Source organism: Achromobacter veterisilvae (genome assembly GCF_037619525.1).
In the GTDB taxonomy this organism is placed as follows: Bacteria; Pseudomonadota; Gammaproteobacteria; order Burkholderiales; family Burkholderiaceae_B; genus Achromobacter; species Achromobacter veterisilvae.
The window spans coordinates 3569930-3594570 of record NZ_CP148753.1 but is presented as its reverse complement, the minus strand read 5'-3'; the positions used below and the strand labels follow the sequence as shown (position 1 = coordinate 3594570).

Below are 24641 nucleotides of genomic sequence, written 5' to 3'. Positions count from 1 at the left end.
TCCTGGAGCACCGAATGACCGGATTGTTCATCGTGGTGGCGGCGCTGGCGTTTCTGATGCTGGCGGCGTATCGAGGCTATAGCGTGATCCTGTGCGCGCCCATCGCGGCCATGGGCGCGGTGCTGCTGACCGACCCTTCGGCGCTGGCGCCGGTGTTCTCGGGCATCTTCATGGAGCGCATGGCGGGCTTCGCCAAGCTCTATTTCCCGGTCTTCCTGCTGGGTGCGGTGTTCGGCAAGCTCATCGAGCTGTCGGGCTTCTCGCGCGCCATCGTGCAGGCGGTGCTGCGCCTGATCGGCGCCGAACGCGCCATCCTGGCCATCGTGCTGGTCTGCGCGGTGCTGACCTACGGCGGCGTGTCGCTCTTCGTGGTGGTGTTCGCGGTCTATCCGTTCGCCGCCGAGATGTTCCGCCAGGGCGGCATTCCGAAGCGGCTGATGCCCGGCGCGATCGCGCTGGGCGCGTTCACCTTCACCATGACCGCCCTGCCCGGCACGCCGCAGATCCAGAACATCATCCCCACCACTTTCTTCGAAACCACCACCTGGGCCGCGCCCTGGCTGGGCCTGATCGGCGCGGCCTTCACGCTGACGGCCGGCATCGCCTACCTGGAATGGCGGCGCAAGCGCGCGGCGGCGGCCGGGGAAACCTATGGCACGGACCTGCGCAACGAGCCGGCCACCCCGCCCGGCGAACGCGACCACCACCCGCTGGTCGCGCTGCTGCCGCTGGTCGTGGTGGGGGTGGCCAATTACCTGCTGACGCGCTGGATCCCGGGCTGGTATCCGGCCGGCTCCGAAGTGGCGCTGCCCGGCCTGCCCCAGCCCATGCCCGTCAACGCCGAGGACCAGGTGGCGCTGTGGGCCGTCATGGGCGCGCTGATCGCCGGCATCGTCACCATCCTGCTGTTCTCGTTCCGGGCCATCAAGGCGCACTTCGCCGAGGGCAGCAAAAGCGCGGTCTCCGGCGCCCTGCTGGCCTCCATGAACACCGCGGCCGAATATGGCTTCGGCGGCGTCATCGCCGCGCTGCCGGGCTTTCTGCTGGTGGCCGACGCGCTCAAGGCCATTCCCGATCCGCTGGTGGGCGAAGCGGTGGCGGTGACCTCGCTGGCCGGCATCACGGGCTCGGCCTCGGGCGGCATGAGCATCGCGCTGGCCGCCATGGCGCAGACCTTCATCGACAGCGCCAACGCGGCGGGCATCCCCATGGAAGTGCTGCACCGGATCGCCGCCATGGCCAGCGGCGGCATGGACACGCTGCCCCACAACGGCGCGGTCATCACCCTGCTGGCGGTGACCGGCCTGACGCACCGCCAGTCCTACGGCGATATCTTCGCCATCACCGTGATATCGACCTTGTCGGTCTTCCTGGCGATCGCCGTGTACTACCTGACCGGCATCGTCTGACCGAAGGCGGGGGCAATGATCTCCGCCAGCCACTGCGTAAAGACCCGCACCCGCGCGGACACCTGGCGGTTCTGCGGGTACAGCACCGACACCGGCATGGGCGCGGGCGGCGCGGCGGGCAGCACGACCTTGAGTTCGCCGGCCGCCAGTTCGCGCTCGATGCGGTAGCGCGGCACCTGGACCAGCCCCAGGCCCGCCAGCGCCGCGCCGGTATAAAGCTCGGCCCCGGTCACGCTGACCACGGCCCGGGGCCGGACTTGCACGTTGCGCCCGTCCACCGTGAAATCCAGCGGCAGGCTGCGCCCCGTGGCGCTGGACAGGTAGTCCACGGCGCGGTGCCCCTCCAGGTCTTCCAGGCGCGTCGGCTCGCCGTAGCGCGCCAGATAGGCCGGGCTGGCCACGGTCACCTGCGGCATCAGGGCGATCTGCCGCCCCGCCAGCGACGAGTCCTGCAACGAGCCGGTGCGCAACACGCAATCCACGCCTTCGCGCACCAGGTCGACCAGGCGGTCGTCTTCGCCCAGGTGCAGCACGATGTCGGGATAGCGTTCCAGGAAGCCGGGCAGCCCCGGCATGACGAAGAACCTGGCCAGCGTGCCTTGCGCGTTGACGCGCAGCAGCCCCTTGGGCGCGGTGTCCAGGAACGCGCCGTCGGCCTCTTCCAGGTCCGCCAGCAGGCGCACGCAGCGCCGGTAGTGGGCCTCGCCGTCGTGCGTCAGCCGCACCTGCCGCGTGGTGCGCTCCAGCAGCCGGGCGCCCAGGCGCGTTTCCATCCGCTTGATCAGATTGGTGACCGTGGGGCGCGGTATCCGCAGGTCCTCGGCGGCCTTGGAAAAACTGCGCCGCTCGGCGATGCGCACGAACACCCGCATTTCCTGGAAACGATCCATCGCGCCCCGTCCATTATTAATGGAAATGAAATTATGTTAGCGAATATAGAGTAATTATCTTCCGTCTGAAATAGTCCATGATTCGACTCATCCCCCCACCCACAGGAGAGACTTCATGAACGTCCAAACCCCGCAACGCATCGCCCTGGTCACCGGCGGGTCGCGCGGCATCGGCGCCGCCATCGCGCGCCGGCTGGCCCGCGACGGTTTCGCCGTCGGCATCAACTACGCCTCCAGCGCCGCGCAAGCCGACGCGCTGGCCGAGGAAATCCGGCTGGCGGGCGGCCGCGCCGTGGCGGTGCGCGCCGACGTGTCCGCCGCCGACGACGTGCGCGCCATGTTCGCCCAGGTGGAAGCGGAACTGGGCCGCGTCGACGTGCTGGTCAACAGCGCCGGCATCCTGGAGATCAAGCCGCTGGCCGAGACCAGCGACGACCTGTTCGAGCGCACCTTCGCCATCAACACGCGCGGCACCTTCAACACGCTGCGCGAGGCGGCCGCCCGCCTGGCCGACGGCGGCGCCATCGTCAACGTGTCCAGCACCACCGTCGCGCTCAACCTGCCGGGCTACGCCGTCTACATCGCCAGCAAGGCCGCGGTGGAAAGCCTCACCCAGGTATTCGCCAAGGAACTGCGCGGGCGCCGCATCACCGTCAACGCGGTGGCCCCGGGCCCGGTCGCCACCGAACTGTTCATGAAAGGCAAGAGCGCGGAACTGATCGAGCACTACGCCAAGATGCCGCCCCTGGAACGCCTGGGCCAGCCCGACGACATCTCGGGCGTGGTGTCGTTCCTGGCGGGCCCCGACGCCGGCTGGGTCAACGGCCAGGTCCTGCGCGCCAACGGCGGCCTTGCCTGAACGCGCCGTCTTCCTCCTCCCTACGCATGAGCCCGCCCGCCGCGGCGGACTTGCGGCGCGCCGCCCGGACAGCCGCGGATTTGCGTGCGTCCTCATCCGTTCTACCCATGCCCGCCTCGCCTGATGGGCTGAGCGGGCCATGGCGCGCCGCGCTTTTTTCCAACGATCACTCGGACCTTTGACTTACGGACAAGTCTGGCCAGTCGCATGAGGTTTGCATGAGACGGAAGCCGGAAGGTCTGTATTAGGCTGACTCCGCAGTACTCCGACTCACCCTGATCGATTGGACGAAAGCAAATGAATCAACTCATTCATCCGGACTGCCACCCCTTCACCGCAGCAGGCAATCTGAAACAGATCTCCGCGTTTTACGAGGAGGGACGTCGAGTCATGTGGATGATGCTCCGGGCGCAGCCGCGCCCATGCTTTAACCATGAATTGATCGACGAAATCATGACCCTGGCGCGGGCCGCCAAGGATTCCGGCCTGCCCATCGACTTCTGGGTCACGGGTTCGCTGGTTCCGCAGATCTACAACGTCGGCGGCGACCTCAACTTCTTCGCCGAAGCCATCCGCACCGGCAAGCGCGAGGCCTTGCGGGCCTATGCGCGGGCTTGCGTGGATTGCGTGCACGCGGCCACGCGCGGCTTCGACACCGGCGCGATCTCGCTGGCGATGATCGAAGGCACGGCGCTGGGCGGCGGCTTCGAGGCCGCGCTGGCCCACCATTTCGTGCTGGCCCAGAACAATGCCCGCATGGGCTTCCCGGAAATGGCGTTCAACCTGTTCCCGGGCATGGGCGGCTATTCGCTGGTGGCCCGGCGCTCGGGCATGAAGCTCGCGGAAGAACTGATCGGCACGGGCGAATCCCACACCGCCGAATGGTTCCACGCCAGGGGCCTGGTGGACGTGCTGTTCGAGCCGGGCGACGCCTACAAGGCCACGCGCACGTTCATCGACGTCATGCGGCCCAAGCTCAACGGCATGCGCGCCATGCTGCGCACGCGCCAGCGCGTGCTGAGCCTGCCGCGTTCCGAGCTGATGGACATTACCGAGGATTGGGTCGACGCCGCGTTCTCGATCGATCCGAAGGACCGGGCCTACATGGAGCGCCTGGTGATCGCGCAGAACCGGCGCAGCGCCGTCACCGCCGACGCCGCGATGGAAGCCACCATGCACTGACGCCGGCGCGGTGCCGGCTGCGTCAGGCGATCAGATGCAGCCGGCGGCGCTGGGTCAGCCAGGCGGTGAACTCCGGCGCCGGCATGGGTTTGGCATAGAGATAGCCTTGCTTGGCGTCCACGCCCAGCGTATCCACGAACACCGCCTCTTCCGTCGTTTCCACGCCCTCGGCGATCACCTTCAGTTCCAGCGTGCGCGCCACGGCGACGATGGCGCGCGCCAGCGCCTGCGACACCGGGTTCTCGTTCACGCCGCGCACGAAACTGGCGTCCAGCTTGATCGCGTCCAGCGGAATGCGGGCCAGTTGCGACAGCGAGGAATAGCCGGTGCCGAAGTCGTCCAGGTGGACGCGCGCGCCCAGTTGCCGGAACTGCTTGATCAGTTCGATGGCCGCGACTTCGTCTTCGATCAGGCAGCTTTCGGTGAGTTCGATGTCCAGCAGGCAGGGATCCAGGCCGGTGTCGCCGATCGCGCGCATGAAATCGCTGACCACGCCCTTGTCGTTCAACTGCCGGGCCGACATGTTGATGGCGATTCGGATATTCAGGCCGTCGCGCTTCCAGGCGGCAGCCTGCCGGGCGGCTTCGCGCATGACCCATACGCCCAGCGGCGAGATCAGGCCGGATTCCTCGGCATAGGGGATGAAGGCGCCCGGGCCGACCATGCCGCGCTCGGGCGAGCGCCAGCGCACCAGGGCTTCCACGCCGTCGACCTCGCCGGTGCGCCCCGCCAGCTTGGGCTGGTAGTACAGCATCAGGTGGCCTTCGCTCAGGGCCTTGCGCAGATTGGTATCCAGCCAGACGTAGTCCGCGTTGCGCCGGTCCATTTCGGGCTGGAACACGCGATAAGTGTGGCGCCCCGCTTCCTTGGCCACGTACATGGCGATGTCGGCGCTGCGCACCACGCTGTCCAGGTCGGCGCCGTGGTCGGGGTACATCGCGATGCCGATGGAGCAACTGGTGTAGACCTCGATCAGCCCCTGGCGGAAAGGTTCGCGCAGGCGTTCGATGATGCGCTGGGCGGTGGCTTCGAGTTCCCAGGGCTGGGCCGCTTCCTGCAGGACGATGAACTCGTCGCCGCCCAGCCGCGCCAGCGTCTGGCCCTCGGACAGGCAGGCGGAGATGGCCACCGCCACCGCCTTGAGCAGGTGGTCGCCGAAGCCGTGGCCGTAGTGGTCGTTGATGCGCTTGAAGTTGTCCAGGTCCAGGAACAGCACGCCGCCCCGCCCTTCCCGGCCCGCCGCCAGCGCCTCTTTCAGCCGCGCCGTGATGGCATGGCGGTTGGGCAGGTCGGTCAGCATGTCGGTATTGGCCAGCACCCGCAGGCGCTCCTGCGCCTGGCGCTCTTCCGTGATGTCGGTGCCCGAGCAGATCAGGTAGACGCGCTTTTCACCGCTGCCGCTGGTGACGAACTTGTTGCGGAACAGGAACAGCCGGGGGCCCTTGACCGTATTGATGACCCGCTCGGCTTCGTAGGACTGGCCGCGCTTATAGAACTCGGCGATATTGCGGCGCGAGGCGATGGCCTCTTCGCGCGTCATGAACATGTCGAAGACGCTGCGCCCGACGATGTCCTGTTCGCGCTTGCCGGTGTATTCCTCGCTGAGCTTGTTGAAGCGCTGCACGCGGCCGTTCTGGTCGACGATGACGATGACCGAATTGGCCTCGGACACCACGGTTTCGGCGAAGGACAGGCCCTCGACCAGGTCCTTGGCGACGGACTCGGTATCGGAATGCGCGGACGCGGTGCCGGCCCATTCGTTGGGATTGATCTTGCGGCCCACCAGGTGGAGCCGGAGCAGGTCGCCGTACAGCGCGATGTCGATGCGCACGCTGGAGGTGATGCCGGTCAACCCGCGTATCGTCGCGGCCTGTTCCGGCCGCAGCGCCATGGCGATGTTCGCGGCGCCCTTGACCGCTGCGAGCTCGAACGCGTCGCTGTCAGCCGCCAGGCGCCAATACGGGCTATGCGTACCGAAATGCGCATACAGGATCGATCTTTCGTCCTGGTTCTCTGTCATTGTGGAATCCCCCTGCCGTCCTAGGATGGCCCGCAAAGCACATTACGGCCTAGTCAATTCGGGGTCAACCTCCCCGTATCGGACCGCTCGGGGTTTATTGCGGAATATTGCATGCGTGCGCCGCGGCGGCGCGGCCGATGACGCGTCCGCCCGCGCTCGCGCGCAAGCCTTGTTGCGCATGCCTTGCGGCCGGCCGCAACAACATCGCCGGAAATTCCTGGAGGAACTTCCGGCGAGTGACGCAACGGCGCAACCTTGGCGCAAGCGGACGATCAGTCGCCCTTGACGCCGGCCTCGTCGATCACCTTGGTCCAGCGGGCCAGCTCGGCCGACACGCGGGCGCCGGCGTCGGCCGGCGTGGTCCAGGTGGCGATCGCGCCCTGGTTCAGCAACGACGCCTTGACGTCCGGCTTGGCCAGGATTTTCTTCAGTTCGCCGTTCAGGCGGTCGACCACCGGAGCCGGCGTGTTGGCCGGCGCCACGATGCCGAACATCGAGCTCACTTCGAAGTCCTTCAGCCCGGCCTCGGCCGCGGTGGGAACGTCCGGCAGCGCTTCCACGCGCTGCGGCGAGGTCACCGCCAGCGCGCGCAGCTTGCCCGCCTTGATGTTGGCCTGGGCCGCCGGCACGGTTTCGATCATGCTGAGCACCTGGCCGCCCATCAGGTCGGTCATGGCCGGGCCGCTGCCCTTGTACGGCACGTGCAGCACGTCCACGCCCGCGGTGCGCTTGAACATTTCGCCGGCCAGGTGCTGCGGCGAGCCGTTGCCGGCCGACGCCATGGTGATGAAGCCCGGCTTGGACTTCGCCAGCGCGATGAACTCCGCCAGCGTGTTCGCCTGCACCGACGGGTGCACCACGAACACCAGCGGCACCGTGCCCACGATGGACACCGGCGCGAAGCTCTTCTCCACGTCATAGGTGACGCGGCCGCGGTACAGCGCGGCATTGATCGAATGGCTGGTCAGCGCGCCCATCAGCAGCGTGTAGCCGTCGGCCGGCGCCTTCGCGACCTGGTCGGCGCCGATGTTGCCGGCGGCGCCCGCGCGGTTCTCCACGACCACGGACTGCCCCAGCGCGCCCGTCAGCTCCTGCGCCAGCACGCGGCCGATCACGTCGGTCGCGCCGCCGGGCGGGTACGGGACGATCAGGCGGATGGGCTTGTCGGGATAGGCATCGGCGGCCAGGGCCGGAGCGGAAACGCCGGCGCACAGCGCCAACAGGGAAAACAGCATGGCGCGGCGGGGCCGCAGACGCAGGTCTGACATGTAGGTCTCCTGCCGGGATGGGTATAGGAATGAACGGGACGCCCGGCTCGTCAACGGCGCCAGTGTAGGGTCAGCAACTTGATTGAAGAAGCAGAATTTTTCTATCGACTGATCTTAAAAATAGATCAATAGAATTGCTGGAACAAAGCGCTTGCCGCCGCTTTCAAAGGGTGGATATGATGCCGCCATTAGATTATCAATAATATTATCGAGAGCAAAATGACGGACGAGACCAAGCACGGCAAGCCGGCCCCCGGGCCTTTCGACAGCGCGGGCGCGGCCGCGCGCGGCGTGGCCCGCGGGCTCACCAACTACGGCGACACCGGCTTTTCGCTCTTCCTGCGCAAGGCATTCATCAAGGGCGCGGGCTACACCGACGACGCCCTGTCCCGCCCCATCATCGGCATCGTCAACACCGGCAGCAGCTACAACCCCTGTCACGGCAACGCCCCCCAACTGATCGAAGCGGTCAAGCGCGGCGTGATGCTGGCCGGCGGCCTGCCGATGGACTTCCCCACCATTTCGGTGCACGAGAGCTTCTCGCAGCCCACCAGCATGTACCTGCGCAACCTCATGTCCATGGACACCGAGGAAATGATCCGCGCGCAGCCCATGGACGCCGTCGTGCTGATCGGCGGCTGCGACAAGACCGTGCCCGCCCAGTTGATGGGCGCGGCGTCCGCCGGCGTGCCCGCCATCCAGTTGGTCACGGGATCCATGCTCACCGGCTCGCACCGCGGCGAACGCGTGGGCGCGTGCACCGACTGCCGCCGCTACTGGGGCCGCTACCGCGCCGATGAAATCGACGCCGAGGAGATCGCGGACGTCAACAACCAGTTGGTGGCCAGCGTCGGCACCTGTTCCGTGATGGGCACCGCCAGCACCATGGCCTGCATCACCGAAGCCCTGGGCATGATGGTGGCGGGCGGCGCCTCGGCCCCGGCCGTCACCGCCGACCGCGTGCGCGTCGCGGAAAAGACCGGCGCCACGGCCGTGGCCATGGCCGCGTCGCGGCTGACCCCGGACCGCATCCTGACCGGCAAGTCCATCGAAAACGCCCTGCGCGTGCTGCTGGCCATCGGCGGGTCCACCAACGGCATCGTGCACCTGACGGCCATCGCCGGCCGCCTGGGCATCGACATCGACCTGGCCGGCCTGGACCGCATCAGCCGCGAGACCCCCGTGCTGGTGGACCTGAAGCCCTCGGGCCAGCACTACATGGAAGACTTCCACCACGCCGGCGGCATGCCGGCGCTGCTGCGCGAACTGCGCCCCTACCTGCACCTGGACGCGCTGACCGTGTCCGGGCGCACCCTGGGCGAAGAACTCGACGACGCGCCTCCCGCCTTCCCGCAGGACGTCATCCGCACGGCGGCTTCGCCCATCTACCCGGTGGGCGGCCTGGCCGTGCTGCGCGGCAACCTGGCGCCCGGCGGCGCCATCATCAAGCAATCGGCCGCCAACGCCGCGCTGATGGAACACGAAGGCCGCGCCGTGGTGTTCGAAGACGCCGAGGACATGGCGCGGCGCATCGACGACGACGCGCTGGACGTGGCCGCCGACGACATCCTGGTGCTCAAGCGCATCGGCCCGACCGGCGCGCCCGGCATGCCCGAAGCCGGCTACATGCCCATCCCCAAGAAGCTGGCGCGCGCCGGCGTGAAGGACATGGTGCGCATCTCCGACGGCCGCATGAGCGGCACCGCCGCCGGCACCATCGTTCTGCACGTCACGCCCGAAGCCGCCATCGGCGGGCCCCTGGCCTACGTGCAGAACGGCGACCGCATCCGCCTGTCGGTGGCCGGCCGCGAAATCTCGCTGCTGGTGGACGACGCCGAACTGGCGCGCCGCGCCGCGGCCCTGCCCATCAGCCGTCCCACCGCCGAACGCGGCTACCGCAAGCTGTTCCTGCAGACGGTGACCCAGGCCGACCAGGGCGTCGACTTCGACTTCCTGCGCGCCGGCGTCACGCACGACACCGTTCCGAAGAAATAGGCCATCGCTCCATGAACGCCATCACGCCCGACGCCCTGCAGGCGCAAGCCCCCGACGCCGTGCAAGCCGCCGTGGCGGCCCTGGAGGAAGACATCGTCTTCGGCCGGCTGCACCCGCGCGAACGGTTGACCGAAGACGACCTGATGGCGCGCTTTTCCATGAAGCGCCACGCCGTGCGGCAGGTCCTGACCGGCCTGGAACTGCTGGGCGTGGTCGAGAAAAAGCGCAACGTGGGCGCCGTCGTGCGCGCCTTTTCGGCGCGCGAAGTCATGGAGCTGTACGCCCTGCGCGAAGTGCTGGAAGTGCACGCCGCCAGCCTGATTCCCCTGCCCGTGCCGCAAGCGCGGCTGGCGGCGCTGGTGGCCGTGCAGCGCGAACACGACGCGGCCGTCGCCGACGGCGACACCCGCCGCGTATTCCGCAGCAACCAGCGCTTCCACCATGAATTCTTCAGCCTGCTGGACAACGCGGTGCTGGGCCAGGCCATCGAGGAATACGCCCGCCGCACCCACCCCATCCGCTTCGGCTCGCTGACCTCGGCCGCTTACCGCGAACGGGCCCGGCAAGAGCACTGGGCCCTGATCCACGCCCTGCGCGACGGCGACCGCGGCGCGCTGATGGCGGTCTGCCGCAACCACCTCGTGCCCTCGCGGGACGCCTACCTGGCGTCCGAACAGGTCCGCGCCACGGCCTGAGGGCGCCGCCGCTACGCCAGCAGGGACAAGGCCTCGGCCAGGGACAGCACCGTCGTGCGGGACTCGAACGCCGTCGCGAACAGGTGTTCGTGCACGACCGGGTCCGGATCGAAGCAGCAATCCTTGACGGTGTACAGCCGGAAATCCGCGTCGCTCGCATAGGCGACCGACGACAGCATCACGCCCGTGGACGCGATGCCCGCCATCAGCAGCGTATCCACCCCCGCCGCCGACAGCCGCAGTTCCAGATCGGTGCCGAAGAACACGCTGGCCCGGTGCGCCAGGATGAGCGGCTCGCCGGCCCGCCGGCCCAGCTCCGGAGAAATCTCGTCATCCAGGAACAGGCCCAGCCGCTTGATCCCCTGCCCGTTCTTGTTCAGCGGACTGACCTCCGGATAGCCCGCGCTGAACCCGATCCGCGCGAAATAGACCGCGACGCCCGCGCGCCGCGCGGCATCGCAAAGCTCGCGGGTATTGGCCAGCAGGGTCGGCGCCACCGCGGGGAAAAGCGCCATGATGTCCGTCTGGTAGTGCATCACCAGCAGCGCGGTGCGCGCCGGGACGATCGCGGGTTCGGTGTGTCGCGGCATGATGGCTGCGCCATGGAAGAGGTATCTGAATCTAGCACGGCGGCCTCCGCATTTCACCCGGACGCGGCGGCCGGCAGGCCCCTTCCGGGCCGATCAATGCAGCACCTGCTCCAGGAAGCGCCGCGTGCGCTCATGGACCGGGGCGTCGAAGAGTTGCCTGGGGCAGCCCTGCTCGACCACCAGTCCTTCATCCATGAAGACCACCCGGTCGGCAACCTGCCGCGCAAAGCCCATTTCATGGGTGACGCAGATCATGGTCATGCCATCGGCCGCCAGCGCCAGCATGGTATCCAGCACTTCCTTGACCATCTCGGGGTCCAGGGCGGAGGTCGGCTCGTCGAACAGCATGACTTTAGGCCGCATGCACAGCGCTCGCGCGATCGCCACGCGCTGCTGCTGCCCGCCGGACAACTGGCCGGGATACTTGCCCGCCTGGTTGGCGATGCGCACCCGGTCCAGGTAGTGCGAGGCGCGCTCGCGCGCTTCGGCCCGCGACACCCCTTGGCAATGCACCGGTGCCAGCATGCAGTTCTCCAATACCGTCAGGTGGGGAAACAGGTTGAAGCTCTGGAACACCATGCCCACCTCCTGGCGGGCGCGCGACAGCGCCGCGCCCTCGTGGGCCAGGGCGTGGCCCAGCACCAGCACTTCGCCATCGGTATAGCTTTCCAGCCCGTTGACACAGCGGATCATGGTGGATTTGCCCGACCCTGAAGGTCCGCAGACGATGACGCGCTCGCCCTGGGCCACCTCCAGGTCGATGTCCTTCAGGACGTGGAACTCGCCGTAGTGCTTGTTCAGCCGGCGCAACTGGACGGCGGGCGTGGCGGTGATCGGGCTCATGATCGTTCTCCAGGTGGGGCCGGGGCGCTCAGGCATGCGCGGCCGGGGTATTGCGTTTGCGAAGATAGGCGACGGCCTGCGAGGCCACGACGCAAATCAACAGGTAGGTCGCCGCGATGGTCAGGTACATCTCCACCAGGCTGGCGTCGCGCTGCGCGATTTTCGACGCCGCGCCCAGCATGTCGGTGATCGAGAGCACGTAGACCAGGGAGGTATCCTGGAACAGGATGATGGTCTGGGTCAGCAGGATGGGGCTGACCGAACGCAGCACCTGCGGCAGGATGACCAGCCAGTAGGTCTTGGCCGTGGACATGGACAGCGCCCGGCAGGCCTCGTACTGCCCCTTGGGAACGGCATTGAGGCCCGCCCGGATGATCTCGGCGTAATAGGCCGCCTCGAACATCGCGAACGTGATGAAGGCGGTATACACCGGCCCCACCGGCACCGGCCGCGCCGCGCCGGTGGCCCACATGAGCAGCATGGGCACCAGGAAGAAAAACCAGAACAGCACCATGATGAGCGGAATGGCGCGCATCAGCGTGATGTAGGCGGTGGCCAGCGGCGCCAGCACCGGCACGCGCAGGTGCCGCGCCAGGGCCAGCCCCACGCCCAGCACCAGCCCGCCGGCGAAGCTGCTGACGGTCAGCCGCAGCGAAAAGCCCAGCCCCTCCAGCAGATAGGGCGCGGCCCGCTCGATGGCGCCGAAGTCGAAGCTGTTCATGGCCGTCACACCTCCTTGAACGATTTGCGCCAGCGCATGCGGCCGCGCGCCGGACGGTTGGGCGCGGCATCCGCCTGCTGGCCCGGAATGCGCAGGCGGCCTTCGATCAGGCGCATGCAGACGTACACCAGGCAGGCCAGCAGCAGGTACAGCAGCGTCGCCGCGCCGAAGGCCTGAAACGTCTGGAACGTGAACTCATTGATCTGGCGCGCCTGGGCCGTCAGCTCCAGCACGCCGATGGTCAGCGCCACCGAACTGTTCTTGAAAATGCCCATGACCTCGCTGGTCAGGGTGGGAATGATGATGCGCAGCGCCTGCGGCAACAGCACCAGGCGGTAGACCTGCAAGCTGCGCATGCCCAGCGCCTCGGCGGCCTGGCGCTGGCCCGGCGGCAGCGCTTCGATCCCGGCCTTGACCTGCTCGGCCACGCGCGCCGCCGTGTACAGCGCCAGCCCCAGCAGCGCGGGGATGACGCTGCCCCAGGGCGGCGGGACGGCCTTGACCGCGTCGCCCCAGGCGCGCGGCAGCAGCTCCGGCACGACGAAGTACCAGACGAACATCTGCACAATCACCGGAATGTTGCGGAACACCTCCACGTAGATCCGCGCCAGCGCGGCGACCAGCGGCCTGCGCGCGGTGCGCGCGCAACCCACGGCCAGGCCCAGCGCGAAGGCGACCGCCCATCCCGCCAGAGCCAGGAACAGCGTCCAGCCCAGTCCGGTCATCAGCCAATCCAGATAACGCTCGCCGCCTTCCGGCACTTCCTCGAATAGCACGCTGAACATGGCCGCCCCGCCGTCTTCAGAAATCGACCTTGTCGCTGGGCGAGGCGATGCGTTCGCGCAGCCGCTCCGGAACCGGGAAACTCAGGTTGACGTTGCGCGGCGGAATGGGCGATTCGAACCACTTGCGGTAGGCCTGCTCGAACGAGCCGTCCTTCATCATCCCGGTCAGCACGCCGTCCACCAGGGCCTTGAAGGGCGCGTCGTCTTTCTTGAACATCAGGCCGTAGTAGCCCGGATCGTAGCCGCCCTCCAGGAAGACGAAGGCCGCCGGATCGCGCGAATTGGCGCGCTCGCCGGCCAGCAGGATGTCGTCCTCCAGGAAGGCGACGGCGCGCCCGTTGCTCAGGGTCAGCATGGATTCGCCGTGGTCCTTGGCCTGGATCACGTTCATGCCCAGCTTCTCCTTGTCGTTGGCGGCGCGCACGAAGCCCACGGCGTTCGAGCCCTGCGTGACCACCACCGTCTTGCCCTTGAGATCGGCCGGCTGCTTCAGGCCGGAATCGGCGCGCACCAGCCAGCGCGGCTGGCTGGCGAACGTGGCCACCGAGAAGGACACCTGCTTCTGCCGCGCCAGATTGTTGGCCGTGCCGCCGCATTCGATGTCCACGGTGCCGTTGACCACCAGCGGGATGCGGTTGGAGGAATTCACCGCCACCTGCTTGACCGCCAGGCTGGACAGGCCCAACTGCTGCTTGATGCGGTCGACGATGGCCGCGCACAGGTCCAGCGAGAAGCCCACCGGCTTCTGCTGACCGTCCAGGAAGGAGAACGGCACCGAGGATTCGCGGTAGCCCAGCGTCACCGATCCGGTCTCCTTGATCTTCTGCAGGGTGGGTCCCGGATCCTGGGCCCAGGCGGACGACAGGCCCAGCGCCAGCGCGCAGGCGGTGGCGTAGCGGGAGAACGTGCTGTTTTTCATGTCATACCCCTTGTGTAAAGCCAGGCCTCGGGACCGGGCGATTAGCATGGCAGGCGGCACTTCTACTCAAGCCGACGCCGGCGCCTGCAAGCCGGCGGCGATGATCCCGGCGACGCGATCGACGTCGTCCGGGGTATTGAATACGCCGAACGACACGCGCACCCCGTCGCGTTCCGGCGAAACGCGCACGCCCTGCTGCGCCAGGTAGCCCGCCCATCGTTCGGCGGGCAGGTCCAGCACGTAGATGTGCGCGCGGCGAGCGCGTTCGCGCGGGCCCGCCAGGCCCACGCCCAGCGCGTCCATGCGTTCGATCAGGCGGTCGCCCAGCGCCAGCACGTGGCGCTCGATGTTGGCGATGCCCACGCCGGCGATGAGATCCAGCGCGGCATCCAGCGCGTGGATGTCCGCCAGGTTGTAGTTGCCGATCTCGAAGCGGCCGGCATCCTCGCGCAAGGCCAGGTCGTCGGGATCGGCGATCAGATCGGCCGGCGGGCGCGCCAGCCCGGCCGTGGCCAGATAGACCGGCCGCAGCTCAGTCAGCGCCGCGTCCACGTACAGCAGGCCCAGCCCCTGCGGCACCAGCAGCCCCTTGTGGCAGCCGGCGGCCAGCATGGACACGCCCATGGCCTTCACATCGACCGGCAGCACGCCGACCGACTGCATCGCATCCACCACCAGGTAGATTCCGCGCTCGCGGCACAGCCGCCCGACGTCGGCCACGTCATGGCGATGGCCGGCATGGAAGGTGACGTGAGACAGCGAGATGGCCCGGGTGCGCGCGTCCACGCGCGGCGCGAACAAGGCGGCGTCGGCCACTCCCCGGTCCAGTTTGACGAAGCGCACTTCCACCCCGCGCCGTTTCAGGTTCAGCCAGGCATAAGCGTTGTTGGGATGATCGCCCTCGATCAGCAGCACGTTGTCGCCCGGCTTGAAATCGATGGCGTTGGCCGCGATGTTCAAGCCTTCCGAGGTGTTCTTGGTGAATGCAAGCTCTCCCGCCTGCGCGCCGAGGAAGGCGGCGACGCGGGCGCGCACGCGCTCCACCCGCTCGAGCCAGACCGGCTTGGGGCCGCCGCAGGCGCTGGCCTCTTGATAGAAGGCCTCCAGCGCCTGGCGCACGCTGCCGGCCAGCGGCGACTGGTGGGCGGTATCCAGGTACAACATCCGGGAACTGGCGGGAAAATCCTCGCGCACCGCGGCGCAAGCATGGAAATCGGACATGGCAGGTCTACCAGAAAGGATTGCGCCTCAAGCCAGGCGGAAGGCCGCGATCTTCTGGCCCGGACCGTGCTCGACGAAGGTGGCCAGCACCGCCTGGCCGATCAGGGACGCGCCTTCGAGCGGCGCGCCAGGCAACTGGCCATAGAGGCAGGGCCCCTCTTCCAGTTCGATGGCGGCGAATACATACGGCGCCTCCGCATTGAAGCCGTCATGGTGGGTACGGCGCACCGTGGTGTGCGAAATCACTTTTCCGCGCCCGCTGGCCGACACCCATTGCAGGCCGTCCTCGCGGCAGAACGGGCAACATACGCGGGGATAGAACACGTGGCGCCGGCAGGCGCCGCAGTACTGGATCATCAGCCGGTCCTCGTTGCAGCCCTGCCAGAAGGGCTGGTTCAAGGCATTGATCCGCGGTTGGGGCTTGAGCATGTCGATTCCTCAGTGGACGCGTTCGAGAATGGCGGCGCTGGAACACAGGCCGCGGCCGTAGGCCACCATGCCGTAGCCGGACACCAGGCCCAGCCGGCAGTCCAGTTGCCGGCCCGGCGCGCGGCCCAGCAACTGGGCCGCGGCCTCGTAGACGCCGATCATTCCGCCGCTGGCGCCGGCCTGGCCGGCCGACAACTGGCCGCCGCCCGTATTGACGGGCAACGCGCCGCGCCAGCTCAGGTCGTTGTTGCGGACGTACTCGTGGGCGCGGCCGGGCTCGCACAGCCCCAGCCCTTCCATCTGCACGAAGGCCATGACCGGGTAATCGTCGTACAGTTGGGCGAACTGCATCTGCGCGGGTTCGACGCCGGCACGCTGGTAGAGGCGGCTCGACAGGCCCGACCAGCCGCCCGGGACGGCATAGGGATCGTTGGCCGGGTAGTTGTGGATTTCTTCCGCCGCCAGGATGCGCAGCGACGGCCCCTTGAGCCCGGCGGCCACGCGCTCCGACGCCAGCACGATGGCGTCTCCGCCCACGCAGGGCATGACGCAGTCGTACAGGCGCAGAGGATCCGCGATCGGCTTGGCGTTCAGGTAATCGTCCAGCGTGAGCGGGGTCTTGAACAGCGCGTTGGGATTGCGCAGCGCATTCTCCCGCAAGGCCACGCAGAAGCGGCCGAAATCCTCGGGCGTCGCGCCATGCCGCTCCATATACAGACGGGTATGCAGCGCGAACATGCCGTTGGCGCCGCCAAACCCTTGCGGCGACATGTATTCCTTGATGGAACCGTTGAAGCGGTCCAGGGTTTCGTTATGGGCGGCCACGTCGAACGCGTCGGCGGCGAGCACCAGCGCCACGTCGCAGGCGCCGTCGCGGATGGCGCGCGCCGCGTGGGCCATGCCGATGATGCCCGAGGCGCCGCCATACAGGCCCTGGAACAGGAAGCGCGCCTCGATGCCAAGGTGCTCGGCCACCGTCGGCGCATTGTCGGGCGGCAGCAGGAAGCAAGTGACGGCCAGCCCGTCCACGGCGCTCCACGGCAGCCCGGCGTCGGCCAGCGCCGCCGCGCCCGCCTCGTACATCAGTCGCTGCACGCCGCGTTCCGAACGCTTGGCGTAGGGCGCCTGCCCCGCGCCCACGATCCGCACCCCTTCGAACATCCCGGCCATCAGATCACTCCCTGCGCGGTCAGCGCGTCGAATTCCTGCGGCGACACGCCCAGCAGGCCCTGGTAGATTTCGCGGTTGTCGGCGCCCAGGGCGCGGCCGGCGTGGCGCACCTCTCCCGGAGTGTCCAGGAAGCGCGGCACCACCCCCTGCATGCGCACCTGCCCGAAATCGTCGTCGGGCACCGACACGATGTTCTCGCGGGCCTGGTAGTGCGGGTCGCGGACGATGTCGCTGATGTCCAGCACCGGCCCGGCGACCACCTCGGCCTCTTCGAACAGCGCCATGACGGCCGCGCAGTCGCGCTCGCGGAACCAGCCGGCGATGATCTCGTCCAGCGCCGTGTCGTGTTCGCAGCGCGAGGCGTTGTCGACGAAGCGCGGATCGGTAATGAGTTCCGGCATGCCCAGCGCCTGGGCCAGGCGTTCGAATGTGCGTTGCGAACTGGCCGAAATACCCACCCAGCGCCCGTCCAGCGTCTGATAGGTATTGCGCGGCGAATCCTCCGCCAACCGATTGCCCAGCCGCTGCTTGACGATGCCCAACTGGTCGAAGCCGATCACCTGGGATTCGACCAGCCGGAACAAAGGCTCATAGAGGCTGACGTCGATCTCCTGGCCCTGCCCGTTGCCGTGATCGCGGTTGTAGACGGCGAACATCGCCGCCATCGCCGCGAAGGTGGAGGCCACCGAATCGGCCATGGGAAAGCCCGGCAGCGTGGGCGGCCGGTCCGGCGCGCCCGTGAACGACGGGATGCCCGAAAATGCTTCCGCGATCGTGCCGTAGCCGCCACGCCTGGCGTAGGGGCCGGTCTGGCCGAACCCCGAGACGCGCACCATGACCAGGCGCGGATTGATGCGCGCCAGTTCGTCGTATCCCAGGCCCCAGCGCTCGAACGTGCCGGGACGGTAGTTCTCGATCAGCACGTCGGCTTCGCGGATGAGTTCCCGGAACAGCTCCTGGCCGCGCGGATTCGACAAGGTCAGGGTGATCAGCCGCTTATTGCGGGCGATCACCTTCCACCACAGCGACAGCCCCTCCTTCATCGGGGTCCAGTGGCGCATCGAATCGCCGGAGCCCGGCAATTCCAGCTTGATGACGTCGGCGCCGAAATCGGCCATCTGGGTGGCCGCCAACGGCCCGGCGATCATATTGCCCGCATCGATGACGCGCAGGCCCGCGAGCGGCCCCTTGCGAGAGAGTGCCGCGGCCGGTTCGGCGCTGGGTACGGTTTCGGGGGAACTGGACATGGTGGGTTCCGATCTCACTTGGAAAGAAAATCTGCCCTGTGATAAACTTCCGAATATTGGAAGTTTTTCTTTCACTAATTGGATTCATTATGATCAGCGACTCACAGGCTGTCCCTAGGGATCAACCCCTAGACCGGTTGCTGCACGTGCTCGACGTAGTGGCGCATGCGGACCGCGCCCTCACCATGACCGATGTGGCCGCCGCCTGCGGCCTGCCGGTGCCCACCGTGCACCGGCTCGTCGCGCAACTGGAAGAAAGGCGCTTGCTCAAGCGCGTGCTGGGCAGCAAGAAGCTCGCGGTCGGCGCCGCCCTGGTCGACCTGGGCATGGCCGCGGTCTCGGCCGCCATGCGCGGCGACCAGAGCCACCAGATCCTGGTCGCGCTGTCCAACCGCATCGGCGAACATTGCCAGCTCGGCCGCCGGGTGGACGACGAAGTGTTCTATGTGGATTCGGCGACCGCCACGCGGTCGCAGGGCCTGTACTTCGACCACGGACACCGTTCGCCGCTGTACTGCACGTCGATAGGCAAGCTGTTCCTGTCCGAAATGCCCGAGGAACAATTCGAATGGTGGCTCGGCCACGCCACGCTCGAACCGCTCGCGCCCAACACCATCGTTTCCGCGGATACGCTGCGCGACGTGGTGCGCAAGGTGCGCAAGGATCAATGGGCGGCAAGCAATGAAGAGGTGATGGCCGGCGTGGTCGGCTGCGCCGTGCCCATCCGGGATGCGCAGGGCAAGCTCATCGCCGGCCTGGGGATTTCCGTGCCCAGCGCGCGCGTGGCCTTCGACGAACTGGCCGGGTTCCGCGAACCCATGCAGGCCGCGGCCGCCGAAATCGCCGCCGCGATCGCGGCGGCGGACTGAGGACCGCCGCCCCGGTCTTCGCGCGAGCCTATCCCACGCTCTCCAGATAGTCTTCCACCGCGCTGCCCACCGTGGGATGGAAGCGGTCGTCTCTGAATATCTCGGTCAGCTCGAAGCGCTTGAGCTTGTCCCGGACCGGGTCCTTCATCTCGGCGAAATGCAGCGCGGCCCCCTCCTCGGCCAGGTTGCGGCTCAGTTCGCGCAGCATATCGGCCGACGTGACGTCCACGCTGGTGACGGGCTCGGCCGCCACCACCACGCGCCGCACCGGCGTGGGCGAGGCCCGCACGGCTTCCATCAGCCGCTGCTGGAACAGTTCGGCGTTGGCGAAGAACAGCGGCGCGTCCCAGCGGAACAGGACCAGGCCGTCGATCAGCGCCGCGTGCGGGTAGCGCTTCAGGTCGTGGTAGCCGCGCAGGTTCGGCACGCGGCCGAGCACCGCGAAATGCGGCCGCCAGCCGTCCCACAGGAATTCGATGACGGCGATGACCACCGCCAGGCAGATACCGGGAATCGCGCCGAACACGGCCACGCCCGCGAAGCACAGCATCGACAGCCAGAATTCCCATTGCTGGATGCGGTAGATGCGCCGCAGGTCCTTGAATTCGAACAGGCCGATGGCGGCCGCGATCACCACGGCGGCCAGCGCGCTGTTCGGCAGATAGCGCAGCAGGCTCGGCGCCGCCAGCAGCAAGGCGGCCACGGCGACCGCGCCCACGACGCCGGTGAGCTGCGTGCGCGAACCCGCCGCCTCGGCCACCGGCGTGCGCGACGCGCTGCCGCTGATCGGGAACCCCTGGAAGAAACCGGCGGCCAGGTTCGCGACGCCCAGGCCCACCATTTCCTGATTGGGGTCCACCCGCGTATGCGTGCGCGCGGCGTAGGTGCGCGACAGCACGCTGGTATCCGCGAAGGCGATCATCGCCACGGCGCACCCGCCCAGCGCGATCTTGACCAGGTCCGCGTTGCTGAGCCACGGCAACGCGAACTTCGGCAGCCCCTGGGGAATCTCGCCCAGCACGCTCACCCCCACGGCGTCCAGCCGGAACACACTGACCGCCAGCGTGGCCAGGATGACCGCGATCAGAATGCCCGGCACGCGTTCGAAGCGCTTGAGCAGCAGGATCGCCGCCAGGGTCGCCGCCCCCACCGCGAAACTGTGCCAGTTGGTCTTCCCGCCCGACACCGCCAGCCCCAGTTGCCACAGTTCGCGCAGCGGGCCGGCATCGTCTATGGGAACGGCGAACAGCTTCGGCAACTGGCTCACCAGCACCGTCAGAGCGATGCCGTTCATGTAGCCGTAGCGGATCGGCTTGGACAGCAGCTCGGTGACGAACCCCAGCCGCAGCAAGCCCAGCACGATGCAGAACAGCCCGGCGACGATGGCCATCAGGCTGGCCGCGGCCACCGCTCGCATGGGATCGCCGCCGGAAACGCCGAGCACCACCGCCAGGATCGGCGCCGCCAGCGCGGAGTCCGGCCCCAGCACCATGATCCGGCTCGGGCCGAACAGCGCATAGGCCAGCATCGGGATGATCGTGGCGTAAAGACCGTAGACGCCCGGCACGCCCGAGGCCTCGGCGTAGGCAATGCCGACCGGCACCAGCATCGCCGTCAGCACCAGGCCGGCGGCCAGGTCCTTCGGCAGCCAGGCGGCTTCATATGACCGCAACACCGCCAGTCCGGGCAGCCAGCGCAGCCAGGACCGGGGCGGCGTATCGGCAGAGGCCGGCGTAAGGGAAGCCATGGAACCTCCTTTATCGGAGTGGTGCCGGGCGTTGATTCTACTGGACGCGCGATGAGACCGGCGCGGTCAGCGCGCCGCAGAAGACGGTTCCGGGCGGACGCCGGCATCGTCGGCGATCAATATGTCTTCGTAGAATGCGCCGAAAGGGCGCGAAGGATGCGCGATCTGGATTTCCAGTACCCATAGACCGGTATTCGGGCACGCGGCGAAATCCCCGAGACTGCCGGCTTTGTAGATCGCATGGGGAAAATCGCAGACACGGTGTCCCTTGATGTCGAGGTTCAACCGCCATCCCAAAGACGCGGCCCGCTCGGCGGCGAACGCATACAGCGCGGTCCCGCTCACGCCGTTTGTCCTCCAGTGTTGGCTGACCTCCTCCCAGAGCAGGCGGGCAACCTCCGCACAGGCGTGCATGTCCGGGTCGTCGCCCACAACGAAAGTATCGCCCGCGTCTCCCTCGTGCCCCTGCCACACGGGCCCGATGTCGATGAAAAAAATGTCGTTCTCGCCCAGGGCCCGCGCCGGATCCGACTGTTCTTTGAACGTCTTCAGGGTGCCTTCGCCGAAGCGGACGATGACCGGATGCCAGATTCGGTCCATTCCCGCCTGCGCCAACACGCCCGCGGCATGCTCGCGGGCCTGGTTTTCGGTCATCCCCGGGCGTATCCCCGCCGCTATTTCACGCACGGCTTCCCAGGAGCGGATGCGGGCGTATTGCATCGACGCCAGTGAGAACCCGGCGCCGGTTGCCTCGCGTTTTGCAGCTTCAGTGCTATTCATCGTGGGACTCTGATTATTCTTGGGAACGACAACACGGAAATGCGCCATAGGAGCCTGCGGCGCCGGCGGCGGATAACTTTACCCAAACCGGCGTCCGCGCGCCAGGCCGCAGGCGCCAAGGGCGATCCGACACTCAATTGGGGCGAATTACCCGGGGAAACGATAACGGACCCGCGTAGATCGCGCCGGCGCCGATCTCGCGCTCGATCCTGAGCAGCCGGTTGTATTTGGCCGTGCGGTCCGAGCGCGACATCGAACCGGTCTTGATGAATCCGCCATTGCCGGCCACCGCCAGATCCGAGATGCTGGTGTCTTCCGTTTCGCCGGAGCGATGCGAAATGACGGCGCGATATCCGTGCCTGGCGGCAATGCGCAATACCTCCTGGGTTTCGGTCAGGGTGCCGATCTGGTTGATCTTGACCAGGATGGCGTTGCCGATGCCCTGCTCCACTCCGCTTTGAAACAGGGCCGGGTTGGTGCAGAACACGTCGTCGCCGACCAATTGGCAACGATCTCCCAGCCTGGCGGTCAGCATCTGCCAGCCGGCCGGGTCGTCTTCTGCCATGCCATCCTCGATCGACACGATCGGATAGGCCCGCACCAGTTCCGCCAGATAATCGACCTGCTCTTCGGAACTCAAGTGGCGGTCCTGTCCGGCATAAAGGTAGCCCGCGGGGCTGTGGAATTCGCTGGCGGCCGGATCGAGCCCCAACGCAATGTCCTGGCCCGGCCTGAACCCTGCCCGTTCAATCGAATCCATCAGGAAGTCCAGCGCCTCGACGGCGGTGCGCAGGTCGGGCGCGAAGCCCCCTTCATCGCCCACATTGACGGCATGACCCGCGCGCTTCAGAACCTCTTTGAGCGAGTGGAACACCTCGGCGCCCATACGAACGGCTTCCGCGAATGACGCGGCGCCCACCGGCAGGATCATGAATTCCTGGAAGTCCAGCGGATTGTCCGCGTGGGCGCCGCCGTTGAGCACATTGATCATGGGCACCGGCATGACGCAAGCCTGGCTGCCGCCCAGGTAACGCCAGAGAGGAACACCGAGGCTGGACGCCGCCGCGCGAGCCGCGGCCAGGGATACGCCCAGGATCGCATTGGCGCCGATGCGGCGCTTGTTCTCCGTGCCATCCAGGGAAATCATCGCCTGATCGAGTTCCGCCTGCCGATCCGCGCGCATGCCCAGCAGCAAGCCGCGCAGTTCCGTATTCACGCTCCGGGCGGCATCCAGGACGCCGCGCCCTCGAAAGCGTTCCGCGTTGCCGTCGCGCCGTTCGCAGGCTTCCCGGTTGCCCGTCGATGCCCCGGACGGCACCAGCGCCACCCCGCTGGCGCCATCCGACAACTCGACTTCCACCTCCAGCGTAGGGTTGCCCCGGCTGTCGAGCGCCTCGTGCGCGCCGATGTTGGTAATGTGCATGCCGCATGACTCCAATATGTCAGTTAATTGAACGTAGTTAGCCCTATGCCATGACCGCGATCCGGCACATTTCTTTGAAGAATGCTATCCAGCCTGCTAGCATCCGAAAATCGATTTGTTTTGTGGCTTCGTCAGTTTTTCTGACAGATGGGCATTCATGCGAAAACTCCCCCCGCTGGCTTCCTTACGGGCGTTCGAAGCGGTCGCGCGCACCGGCTCGGTCACGCGGGCGGCCGAGGAATTGGCACGCACCCACGGCGCGGTCAGCCGGCATCTCAGGCTGTTGGCGGACGACGCGGGCGTCGAACTCTTCGAAAAGGACGGCACGGGCCTGCGGATGACGCCGGCGGCGGCCGACTTCTACGCCGCGGCCCGGTCCGCGTTCGATCAACTGGAAAGCGCCTACAGCAGTCTCGCGAATCATGCGTCGGGACCCGGCGTACACGTGGCGTGCAGCGCGACCTTCGCAATGCGATGGCTGGTGCCGCAACTGGCGGTGTTCTATCGCAGACACCCCGACATCCGGATCCGGCTGTCCATGACATCGGCACGCGAAATGCGCAATGAAGGCGCGGACTTGCTGGTGGCTTGGGACATGTCCCATTACACCGATGCCGATCAGCGGCGCGCCATTCCCCTGGCCCCAGTGAGCTTTGCCGCGGTCTGCGTGCCTGCCTGCGCGAAGCTGCCTCCCGGCAAGCGCGTACGGATCGCGCACGAGTACACCTCCAGCGCCTGGAATCAGTGGGAAATCAAGACTGGAAAATCCGTCGCCCGCGGAGATGTGCTGGAGTTCCCGCACACCCATCTTTGCATCGAGGCCGCGCTTTCCGGACTGGGCGTCGCCCTGGTGGAAAAGCGGTTGATCACGCGTGAACTGGCCGACGGCACACTGGTCGCCCCGTTCGGATCCGTAGAATTCGACGAAGGTTTACGCGCCCTGCCCGCGGCCGGACGACGGATGAATGCCCAGGCGGAGGTTTTTGTAGATTGGCTGCGGGACGCGCTCGCTGACGCGTCCTGACGCCGCGCTGGCCAACGCCCGCCGCCACCTCGTCCGGTGCGTGGGCGTTGCCTTCGGCGCTGCGCAGCGGGGGTCAGGCATCAACGGCGATGAGGACGCTCGATGCCTTGAAAACCGCGGTGGCAGGCTTGCCGACGCTCAAATTGAGGCGTTCGACGCTATTGTTGGTAATGATCGACGCGATCTGGGCGCCACCCGGCGCTTCCACGATGACTTCGCTATTGACGGCGCCCTTCGTAATGGCCTTGACCACCCCGCCAACGCAATTGCGGGCGGACACCTGCGCGGCGGAGGTATCGACCATGATGAGTACCGATGATGCCTTTACCAACGCAATGGCGGCCTTGCCGATCGCGAGATCGAGCGAAAGCGAACTGCCATGCGTGATGATTGCCGCGACATCCAGGCCATCCGTCGTGCGCAGCACGACCTCGTCATTGACCGATCCCCGTGTAAAGGCGACCACTTCGCCGGATAGTTGATTGCGGGCACTTGTTTGCATGAACGCCTCCTGGACGTGTGGGCTTGCGACTTCAGCGATTTCTCCGGCTCCCG

The 24641-nt window shown here is 67.3% G+C and carries 23 protein-coding genes; 7 read left to right on the top strand and 16 right to left on the bottom strand.

Features of this window, described 5'->3' with window-relative positions; genetic code table 11:
* Positions 1–14: 14 nt before the first annotated feature.
* Positions 15–1409 carry a GntP family permease gene (locus tag WHX56_RS16745; protein ID WP_129244779.1) on the top strand — a complete coding sequence of 465 codons (1395 nt, stop codon included), beginning with the start codon at positions 15–17 and terminating at the stop codon, positions 1407–1409.
* Here the strand turns inward: WHX56_RS16745 and WHX56_RS16740 are convergent.
* A complete protein-coding gene (locus WHX56_RS16740; protein WP_129244777.1) occupies positions 1388–2299 on the bottom strand; it encodes a LysR family transcriptional regulator in 912 nt (303 codons plus the stop codon). The two genes, WHX56_RS16745 and WHX56_RS16740, sit on opposite strands and share 22 nt — an antisense overlap.
* Before the next feature lie 115 nt (positions 2300–2414).
* Between WHX56_RS16740 and WHX56_RS16735 the strand changes: the two genes are divergently transcribed.
* Positions 2415–3158, top strand: a complete 744-nt coding sequence (locus WHX56_RS16735; RefSeq protein ID WP_338878421.1) for an SDR family oxidoreductase — start codon at positions 2415–2417, stop codon at positions 3156–3158.
* 297 nt (positions 3159–3455) lie between these two features.
* The gene (locus WHX56_RS16730; RefSeq protein WP_129244773.1) at positions 3456–4340 is read left to right on the top strand and encodes a crotonase/enoyl-CoA hydratase family protein; all 885 of its coding nucleotides are present in this window, start codon (positions 3456–3458) and stop codon (positions 4338–4340) included.
* 22 nt (positions 4341–4362) lie between these two features.
* Here WHX56_RS16730 and pdeR read toward each other — a convergent pair whose 3' ends face one another.
* The gene (gene pdeR, locus WHX56_RS16725; protein WP_338878420.1) at positions 4363–6360 is read right to left on the bottom strand and encodes a cyclic di-GMP phosphodiesterase; all 1998 of its coding nucleotides are present in this window, start codon (positions 6358–6360) and stop codon (positions 4363–4365) included.
* Positions 6361–6632: 272 nt separating this feature from the next.
* Positions 6633–7628, bottom strand: a complete 996-nt coding sequence (locus WHX56_RS16720; RefSeq protein WP_338878419.1) for a tripartite tricarboxylate transporter substrate binding protein — start codon at positions 7626–7628, stop codon at positions 6633–6635.
* 219 nt (positions 7629–7847) lie between these two features.
* Here WHX56_RS16720 and WHX56_RS16715 point away from each other — a divergent pair, with 219 nt between their 5' ends.
* Both WHX56_RS16715 and WHX56_RS16710 read left to right on the top strand, forming a co-directional pair.
* Positions 7848–9623 carry an IlvD/Edd family dehydratase gene (locus WHX56_RS16715; RefSeq protein WP_338878418.1) on the top strand — a complete coding sequence of 592 codons (1776 nt, stop codon included), beginning with the start codon at positions 7848–7850 and terminating at the stop codon, positions 9621–9623.
* Positions 9624–9634: 11 nt separating this feature from the next.
* Entirely contained in the window at positions 9635–10318 is a 684-nt protein-coding gene (locus WHX56_RS16710; protein WP_287752055.1) for a GntR family transcriptional regulator, read from the top strand.
* A gap of 11 nt (positions 10319–10329) precedes the next feature.
* Here WHX56_RS16710 and WHX56_RS16705 read toward each other — a convergent pair whose 3' ends face one another.
* The 9 genes from WHX56_RS16705 to WHX56_RS16665 form a co-directional block, all read right to left on the bottom strand.
* Positions 10330–10908, bottom strand: coding sequence for an isochorismatase family cysteine hydrolase (locus tag WHX56_RS16705; protein ID WP_338878417.1), 579 nt, complete (start codon positions 10906–10908; stop codon positions 10330–10332).
* A gap of 93 nt (positions 10909–11001) precedes the next feature.
* Positions 11002–11751 carry an amino acid ABC transporter ATP-binding protein gene (locus WHX56_RS16700; protein WP_208742436.1) on the bottom strand — a complete coding sequence of 250 codons (750 nt, stop codon included), beginning with the start codon at positions 11749–11751 and terminating at the stop codon, positions 11002–11004.
* A 28-nt stretch (positions 11752–11779) separates the two neighbouring features.
* Positions 11780–12472, bottom strand: coding sequence for an amino acid ABC transporter permease (locus tag WHX56_RS16695; RefSeq protein WP_338878416.1), 693 nt, complete (start codon positions 12470–12472; stop codon positions 11780–11782).
* Between the two features lie 5 nt (positions 12473–12477).
* On the bottom strand, positions 12478–13257 hold the full coding sequence (locus tag WHX56_RS16690) for an amino acid ABC transporter permease (RefSeq protein ID WP_129244759.1): 780 nt from the start codon (positions 13255–13257) through the stop codon (positions 12478–12480).
* A gap of 16 nt (positions 13258–13273) precedes the next feature.
* Positions 13274–14176: a transporter substrate-binding domain-containing protein gene (locus WHX56_RS16685; protein WP_129244757.1), complete on the bottom strand. Its 903-nt coding sequence runs from the start codon at positions 14174–14176 to the stop codon at positions 13274–13276.
* A 66-nt stretch (positions 14177–14242) separates the two neighbouring features.
* On the bottom strand, positions 14243–15397 hold the full coding sequence (locus tag WHX56_RS16680) for an aminotransferase class V-fold PLP-dependent enzyme (protein ID WP_338878415.1): 1155 nt from the start codon (positions 15395–15397) through the stop codon (positions 14243–14245).
* A gap of 27 nt (positions 15398–15424) precedes the next feature.
* Positions 15425–15826, bottom strand: coding sequence for a Zn-ribbon domain-containing OB-fold protein (locus WHX56_RS16675; protein WP_129244753.1), 402 nt, complete (start codon positions 15824–15826; stop codon positions 15425–15427).
* Positions 15827–15835: 9 nt separating this feature from the next.
* On the bottom strand, positions 15836–16996 hold the full coding sequence (locus WHX56_RS16670) for a thiolase family protein (protein ID WP_287752035.1): 1161 nt from the start codon (positions 16994–16996) through the stop codon (positions 15836–15838).
* Complete coding sequence (locus WHX56_RS16665) at positions 16996–18243, bottom strand: CaiB/BaiF CoA transferase family protein (protein WP_129244749.1); 1248 nt, start codon at positions 18241–18243, stop codon at positions 16996–16998. Before WHX56_RS16665 ends, WHX56_RS16670 begins: the two co-directional genes overlap by 1 nt.
* A gap of 89 nt (positions 18244–18332) precedes the next feature.
* Between WHX56_RS16665 and WHX56_RS16660 the strand changes: the two genes are divergently transcribed.
* Positions 18333–19112, top strand: coding sequence for an IclR family transcriptional regulator (locus tag WHX56_RS16660; RefSeq protein WP_338878414.1), 780 nt, complete (start codon positions 18333–18335; stop codon positions 19110–19112).
* 28 nt (positions 19113–19140) lie between these two features.
* On the opposite strand, the gene WHX56_RS16655 is transcribed toward WHX56_RS16660, so the two are convergent.
* The 3 genes from WHX56_RS16655 to eno form a co-directional block, all read right to left on the bottom strand.
* Positions 19141–20859 (bottom strand): SulP family inorganic anion transporter, encoded by a 1719-nt coding sequence (locus WHX56_RS16655; protein ID WP_338878413.1) that lies wholly within the window; start codon positions 20857–20859, stop codon positions 19141–19143.
* A gap of 66 nt (positions 20860–20925) precedes the next feature.
* Complete coding sequence (locus tag WHX56_RS16650) at positions 20926–21639, bottom strand: M24 family metallopeptidase (protein ID WP_287753164.1); 714 nt, start codon at positions 21637–21639, stop codon at positions 20926–20928.
* A 133-nt stretch (positions 21640–21772) separates the two neighbouring features.
* Positions 21773–23062 (bottom strand): phosphopyruvate hydratase, encoded by a 1290-nt coding sequence (gene eno / locus WHX56_RS16645; RefSeq protein ID WP_338878412.1) that lies wholly within the window; start codon positions 23060–23062, stop codon positions 21773–21775.
* 157 nt (positions 23063–23219) lie between these two features.
* Between eno and WHX56_RS16640 the strand changes: the two genes are divergently transcribed.
* Positions 23220–24086, top strand: a complete 867-nt coding sequence (locus WHX56_RS16640) for a LysR substrate-binding domain-containing protein (RefSeq protein WP_338878411.1) — start codon at positions 23220–23222, stop codon at positions 24084–24086.
* 73 nt (positions 24087–24159) lie between these two features.
* On the opposite strand, the gene WHX56_RS16635 is transcribed toward WHX56_RS16640, so the two are convergent.
* On the bottom strand, positions 24160–24588 hold the full coding sequence (locus WHX56_RS16635; RefSeq protein ID WP_129244737.1) for a TOBE domain-containing protein: 429 nt from the start codon (positions 24586–24588) through the stop codon (positions 24160–24162).
* Positions 24589–24641 lie beyond the last annotated feature (53 nt).